Source organism: Chryseobacterium sp. VD8 (genome assembly GCF_037149975.1).
In the GTDB taxonomy this organism is placed as follows: domain Bacteria; phylum Bacteroidota; class Bacteroidia; order Flavobacteriales; family Weeksellaceae; genus Chryseobacterium; species Chryseobacterium indicum.
The window spans coordinates 1-5913 of record NZ_JBBCQL010000259.1 but is presented as its reverse complement, the minus strand read 5'-3'; the positions used below and the strand labels follow the sequence as shown (position 1 = coordinate 5913).

The following is a 5913-nucleotide window of genomic DNA, read 5'->3' as shown; positions in this document are numbered from 1 at the left end:
GGGCGATGCCTTGGTACGATCAGTTTTATGCAGACATTATGCCTTACACGCACTTTCTGGATGGTTTTATTAAGCTTTATTTCATGGAGCTTCCCTTATCATATGCAACGCCTGAGATTTTTAAACTGCTGATTTTTACCGGAGTAACATTTCCTTTAAGCATTGTGTTTTTTCAGAGAAAAATTAATAACTATCTTAAAGAAAAGAGCATATGAAGGAGATCATTGAGATATTTAAAAGAGAGCTTCGGAATGTTTCGAAAGATTCAAGCTTGTTTCTGATTTTGCTTCTCGCTCCGATTCTGTACGCATTCATGTACGGAAGTATTTATTTAAACAAAGGTGAAGAAAAGGTAAAACTGGCGTTAATTGATGATGATGGAACCGCCATTTCCAGAACATTGCCGCAGCAGTTCAATTCCACTTCCATGATTGAAATCGTTCCGGCTTCAAATATTGCCGAAGGACAAAAAAAAATGTATCAGGGTGAAGTTCAGGGGTATTTTTATATCCAATCGGGATTTGAGAGAAATATTTTATCGCAGAAACAGGCAAATGTGAATATGGTTCTCAATGCCTCCCGTTTTTTACCTTCCAGCGATTTACTCAGCACTGCGACCAAAGTATGTTTAACGGTTGGAGCAGGAGTGAGGAAAACGTACTTTAACAAACAGGGAATGGGAGAAGATGAATCCATGAAAATGACGAATCCCATCAATATGGATTACCGTCCGCTTTACAATGCGAGTATGACATATGGAGGATTTCTGTTGCCCGGTCTATTGGCGATTATTCTTCAGCAGACACTTCTGATTGGCGTTGCGGCGGCTTTTACTTCAGAAAGAGAAGAAAATAAACTGCTGAATCTTTATGAAATTTCAAAACAGAGCATTTCTAAAATGATTTTTGGAAAAAGCATTCTTTACTTTTTTGCTTTTATGATTTTCGGATTGTTTTTCGCTGTAGTGAATTTTTCTGTTTTCGGGGTTGAAATTCGCGGAAACGCCATTGATCTTGCGGTAATTTTTGCGTTATTCATTTCCACAATTATCGTTTTCGGAATGCTGATCGGAAGTTTGTTTAAGACGAAACTTTTTGCATTTCAGGTTCTTGTATTTTCCTCGTATCCGATATTTCTGATTACGGGATATTCAATGCCATATCAGGCTTTGCCGAAATTTGTTCAGTTTTTGTCTGATGCTTTGCCCACGTCGCCGTTTTTAAAGACCTTTATTTCTATTGTACAATCCGGAGGTTCGCTCTCAGATAATCTTCCTTCCGTCATTCATCTTATTATTTTATGGATCATTTTTGAATGTCTTCTGATTCTGAGAATAAAATATTTAGTCAGTTCATCAGTATCAGAAAAGAAAAATCGGGAGTGATCTTTATGATGATCTGAGGATTTTTAAAACCAGGCAAATAATCCTACCAAAATTTCTTTAACAAATTTTAATAAAATTTATTTACTTGATTATCAATTATTTATTTGTTTTAATCTTTTATCACTAAAAAAATAGTTGTTTGGATGAATTTTATTTCTACATTTGTATAACTAATTTCTTAGTGATATAAAATTTTCGTGAATATTTTTATGTCACATTTAATGATAAAAATGAAAACGATATGAAAATTCAGACTTTAACAAAAGCAGAAGAACAGGTGATGCAGTATTTATGGAAACTGGAAAAAGGATTTCTGAAAGACGTTCTTGATCTTTTCCCTGAACCAAAGCCTCACACCAATACTGTTTCTACCATTTTAAAAGTGCTGAAAGAAAAAGAATTTGTAGACTATAATGTATACGGAAGACAGCATGAGTATTTTCCGTTGGTTTCCAAGGAGCAGTATTCCGGAAAAACCATTAAAAGTCTGGTGAAAAATTATTTCAAAGGATCTTATAAAAGTGCCGTTTCTTTTCTGGTCGAAAAAAATGAAATGACAGTGGAAGATCTTGAGATGCTGTTAAACGAACTTAAAAAGAAAAACTAACCATGGAAACTGTACTTCTCTATTTCGGAAAAGTTATTTTATGTTCCGGTGTAACGTTTCTGTATTATCAGTTGTCTTTAAAAGACAAGACGTTTCATCACTACAACAGATTTTATCTTTTGTCTGCGATGCTCATCTCGTTATTGCTTCCTTTAATAAAGGTTGAAGACTTTACCATTGAAGTAAGCAATGAATTGTATAAGTTGATAGATCAGGTACAGAATTTTAATACAATTAAAAACTCAAACAATGATTACATTTATTTTAGAATTATTTTTTCGGCTTTGGGACTTGTTTCTTTCTATTTTTTAGGAAGATTCGTCTACGGGATTTTCAGAATCCAAAAGCTTAAAAGTCAGTTTCAGAAAGAAAGTTTCGACGGGATTAATTTTTACCATACAAACTTATCCGAAGCTCCTTTTTCTTACTTTAAAAATCTTTTCTGGAAGAATTCCATCACACTGAATTCTGATCTCGGAAAACAGATTTTAAAGCACGAAATGGTGCATATTGAACAGAAACACTCCTTCGATAAAATTTTTATTGAGATTATTACCTCTGTTTTCTGGTTCAATCCTTTTTTTCATCTCATCAAAAAAGAAATTAGTTTAATTCACGAATATCTGGCTGATAAAAAAGCCGTAAAACAATCGGACACCAAAGCATTTGCGCAGATGCTTTTAGCAAGCCACTTTTCCGGAAACCAGTTGCCTGCAACCAGTCCGTTTCTTAGTTCAAATCTAAAAAAACGATTAAAAATGTTACAAAAACCTAAAACCAAATTCGGGTATGCGCGTAGAATTTTTGCATTGCCGGTAGTATTTTCTGTTGCGTTTGCTTATTTGGTAAATGCCAAAAACCAGGAAATTAAAGCAACGAATATAGAAATTGAGAAAGCCATTTCTCAGATTAAAAAAGGAGATCAAATTATCATTAAAAAAGATACTATTACTCCAGATTCAAAAGATCGTGTTGTCGTAACTCCAAAAGTGTATAAAAAATCGGAAGACGACAAAAAAATAGCAGATTTAAGCAAAAAGATTCAGGAAAAAAGCCAGAATCTGAAAAGTTTAAAACCTGAAAGTGACGAGTACAATAAAAACCTCGAAGAAATCGGAAAATTATCCGGAGAAATCGGAAAAATTGCAAGCTCAAAAGATTTTCTGAAATCGGCAATGGTGATCCGAATGGACGGAAAAGATGTTAATATCAACGATTATTTTAAATCCAAAGAATGGAAAGATCAAATGAAAGATCTGGAAGAACTTAATATTGAAATTCCTGATATTCCAGAAATGAGTTTTGAATTTTCCGATGCTCCTCCAAGTCCGCCCAATGCACCGAAAGCGCCAAACGCGCCAAAAGTAAAAGTATACTCTTTCCGTGATTCCAGAGATATGAAATGGTCGCCGGAATTTGAAAACAGCTTCAATTTTTCCGAACCAAAAGTAAAAGAATCTGCGGCAATGGCTAAAAAAAGAGCGAAACTTGAGAAAGAAAGAGCAAAGCTGGAAGAAAAAAGAGCCAAATTAGAGGGCGAAAGAGCTAAACTGGAAGCAGAACGAAGAGCATTGGACGGAAACAGAAAAGTATACATTTATGGCAATACTTTCAGAGGTTTCCCGGATGAAAAAGTGTTCAGAATCCATGCAGACAATATTAAAATCGATAATAAAAATCAATCTGTTGTTGCTTCGGGCATCAAAAATCTAAACGGAGCGGGAGATATGAAGATCTATATTAACGGAAAAGAATCTACCAATGAAGAAATGCAGGCTCTGGATTCTAAAACCATTAAAAGAATGGATGTAAACAAAAGAAATGTAGACGGAAAGATGCAGGGCGAAATCCGAATTCAGACTAAATAATCAAGTTTTTAGACTCTGCTGATTATTTGAAACTAAATAACAGCAGAGTTTTTTTTAAAATAAAGTTTATGAAATATAAATTACTCCTCTTTTTATTGGCGGGAATTCTTGCCAATGCACAGATCAACCGTTTTTTCTATGATTATAAATTCATTCCCGATTTCAATAATAAGGAAGACGTGAAAAGCGAAATGATGTACCTTGATATTGATAAAAACGGTTCGAATTATTACAGCAGAACAAAATTTGTCGCCGATTCCACTTCCAGAGCAGAACTGGAGAAGCAGATCAAATCATTTTCCGGAAATATCAGTGTTAACAGAAGAGAAAATCCGGGACAGGTTTCATTCAAAGTAACCAAAAGCTATCCCGATTTTAAAACATATCTTTTCAGAAGTGTTTCTTCGGATCAGTATAAAATCAGAGAAGATCAGAAACCGGAATGGAAAATTTTATCCGACAAGCAGAAAATCGGGGAATACAATACGCAGAAAGCAACCACAAACTTTGGCGGAAGAGAATGGATTGCGTGGTTTTCTACGGATATTCCTTTTCAGGACGGACCTTATAAATTTTACGGTTTACCGGGACTGATTGTTAAAATTGAAGATACTACAGGTTCCCACATCATGACTTTGGTCGGAAATAAAAAGGTTACCCAAGCTGCTGCTTCAGAAAAAGAACCGGAACTTCCGCAAAACATCAGGGTTTTCGGGATGGGTGGAAAAGAGCTTGAAGTAACGGAAGATCAGTTCAGAAAAGCGTGGAAAGATTATGTAAATGATCCTGCTAAAAACATGAGGGAAATGATGATGAGAAATACCGATAACTCTAAGATGACTTTTAAAGTAAAAACTTCAGACGGAAAAGAAATTTCAGATCCTAATCAGGTTTTCAGGGAAATGGAAAAGAGAACAAAAGAATCTCTGGCAAAAAATAACAATCCTATTGAGCCGGATCTTGTAAAATAATAGGTTAAATATTTCTTAAACAGGGCGAAAGTAATTTTTGCCCTGTTTTGTTTTTGTTATCTTTAGAACTGCAAATCATAAAATATGACGGAAAAGGAAAAATGTGCGAAAGGACTTTTGTATAATGCCAATTACGACCAGGAACTTATTGAAGAAAGAATTAAAGTAAAAGATCTTTGTCAGGAATACAACCTTCTGAAAAATTCTGATGCTGAAGGAAGAGCGGCACTGCTGAGAAAGATTTTAGGCAAAACAAAACAGAATATCTGCATAGAACCCAGTTTCTGGTGCGATTACGGATATAATATTGAAGTGGGAGAGAATTTCTATTCGAATCATAATCTGGTAATTCTGGATTGTGCGAAAGTAACTTTCGGAGATCATGTTTTTATCGGTCCCAACTGTAGTTTTTACACCGCAAATCATCCCATAGATTTTAAACAAAGAAACGAAGGTCTTGAATCTGCTCATCCCATTACAGTAGGAGATAACGTATGGTTCGGAGGAAATGTAGTGGTTCTTCCCGGAATTTCTATCGGAAACAACTCGGTGATCGGAGCGGGAAGTGTCGTAAACAAAGACATTCCGGACAATGTGGTTGCAGTGGGAAATCCTTGTAAAGTGGTGAAAAATATTATGAATTAAAAATTTAAACTAAATAAAAAATATTAATGAAGAAGATCATTATTGCGTTTGCGTTGCTATTGGGAATGTTGTTTAATGCCCAAAACAAACGTTTTGTTTATGAGTACAGATTTGTTTCAGATTCTACAAAAAAAGATGTATCAATCACAGAATCGATATATCTTGATGTTTCTAAGAAAGGTTCGAAATTTTACAGCAGAGATAAATATATTTCAGATTCGTTGATCGAAGCTCAATCGAAACATCAGAACGGAGATTTTTCTAAAATTAAGTTCGGAATGGTTCCTTATGTTGTTCAAAAATCTTATCCTGACTATAAAATTTTGTTTTTCAATCGTTTGGATATGGATGAGTACAAAGTTTCCGATGACAGGAAAATAGACTGGAAAATTTTACCTGAAAAACAAAAAGTAGGTGAATTTAATGCACAAAAAGCAA

The 5913-nt window shown here is 34.6% G+C and carries 6 protein-coding genes and 1 pseudogene; all 7 read left to right on the top strand.

The window, feature by feature from the left end:
- Window positions 1-215 (top strand): annotated as a pseudogene (locus tag WFK35_RS19745) (ABC transporter permease); the annotation flags it as partial.
- A complete protein-coding gene (locus tag WFK35_RS19740) occupies window positions 212-1384 on the top strand; it encodes an ABC transporter permease (protein ID WP_336734112.1) in 1173 nt (390 codons plus the stop codon). The pseudogene WFK35_RS19745 and the gene WFK35_RS19740, both read left to right, overlap by 4 nt.
- 241 nt (window positions 1385-1625) lie before the next feature.
- On the top strand, window positions 1626-1991 hold the full coding sequence (locus WFK35_RS19735; RefSeq protein ID WP_076389915.1) for a BlaI/MecI/CopY family transcriptional regulator: 366 nt from the start codon (window positions 1626-1628) through the stop codon (window positions 1989-1991).
- 2 nt (window positions 1992-1993) lie between these two features.
- Window positions 1994-3859: a M56 family metallopeptidase gene (locus WFK35_RS19730; RefSeq protein ID WP_336734110.1), complete on the top strand. Its 1866-nt coding sequence runs from the start codon at window positions 1994-1996 to the stop codon at window positions 3857-3859.
- A gap of 68 nt (window positions 3860-3927) precedes the next feature.
- On the top strand, window positions 3928-4830 hold the full coding sequence (locus WFK35_RS19725; protein ID WP_336734108.1) for a GLPGLI family protein: 903 nt from the start codon (window positions 3928-3930) through the stop codon (window positions 4828-4830).
- A gap of 84 nt (window positions 4831-4914) precedes the next feature.
- A complete protein-coding gene (locus WFK35_RS19720; RefSeq protein ID WP_214589970.1) occupies window positions 4915-5475 on the top strand; it encodes a sugar O-acetyltransferase in 561 nt (186 codons plus the stop codon).
- A 26-nt stretch (window positions 5476-5501) separates the two neighbouring features.
- The coding region (locus WFK35_RS19715) for a GLPGLI family protein (RefSeq protein WP_336734105.1) at window positions 5502-5913 on the top strand (412 nt) is incomplete at its 3' end.